Genomic DNA, 1,106 nt, shown 5'->3' with positions numbered 1-1,106 from the left:
CCCTGGGCCCAGCTGGAGGCGCAAGTGGCGCCGTTTTATAGCAACACCGCAGGCAAGCGCGGACGCCCTGCGATAGGGGTGTCGCGCATGTTGCGCATGTACGTCGTGCAGCAGTGTTTCGGTTTCTCCGATGAAGGTTGCGAAGATGCCGTCTACGACAGCCAGGCCATCCGCGGTTTTATGGGTATCGACCTGGGTCGCGAGTCGGCACCGGATGCCACCACCTTGCTGCGTTTTCGCCGCTTGCTGGAAACCCATCAGCTAACGCGGCTGCTGTTTGAAACGATTAACCAGCATCTGGCCAGCCGGGGGCTGCTGCTCAAGGAAGGCACTATCGTCGACGCTACCCTGATCGCCGCGCCGCCCTCGGTCAAGAACCGAGAAGGCAAGCGTGATCCTGAGATGCATCAGGCCAGGAAAGGCAATCAATGGCACTTCGGGATGAAGGCCCACATTGGTGTAGACGCCACGTCGGGGCTGGTGCACAGCGTAGTAGGGACGGCCGCTAACGTGGCGGATGTCACCCAGGTTGGCCAGTTGCTGCACGGTGACGAAACCTATGTTTCGGGTGCCGCTGGATACACCGGTGCGGCCAAGCGACCGGAGCACGCTGAACGGGACGTTATCTGGTCGATTGCAGCACGGCCAAGCAGTTACAAGCAGCACGGCGAAGGCAGCGTGCTGTATCGGGTCAAGCGTAAAATTGAATATGCCAAGGCGCAACTGCGCGCCAAGGTCGAGCACCCCTTCCAGGTAATCAAGGTGCGCTTCAATCATCGCAAGGTTCGCTACCGTGGGCTGGAAAAGAATCGAGCACCCCTTCCAGGTAATCAAGGTGCGCTTCAATCATCGCAAGGTTCGCTACCGTGGGCTGGAAAAGAATACAGCGCAGTTGTTCAGTTTGTTTGGGTTGGCCAATCTGATGCTGGCCAAGCGGTATTTGCAACAGGCGGCAGGATAAATCCGTCTGAAAGGCGGGACTGGCCCGCCAATCAGCAAAAGGAGGGCAGAAATCTGCCCGAGAAACGCAAAGCAAGGCCGGCAGGTTGAAAAAAACCGGCTTGGAAATGAAGACGGTGCGAACGGGTTAATTTTTCAGCGTCTCC

1 pseudogene is annotated in these 1,106 nt (G+C 58.0%); it reads left to right on the top strand.

The window, feature by feature from the left end:
* Positions 1-961: pseudogene (locus tag AO388_RS03205) on the top strand (IS5 family transposase); the annotation flags it as partial.
* Positions 962-1,106: the final 145 nt, after the last annotated feature.

This window comes from Pseudomonas sp. ICMP 10191, assembly GCF_001467335.1.
Taxonomy (GTDB): Bacteria; Pseudomonadota; Gammaproteobacteria; order Pseudomonadales; family Pseudomonadaceae; genus Aquipseudomonas; species Aquipseudomonas cerasi.
This window is presented reverse-complemented; position numbering and strand designations above follow the sequence as displayed.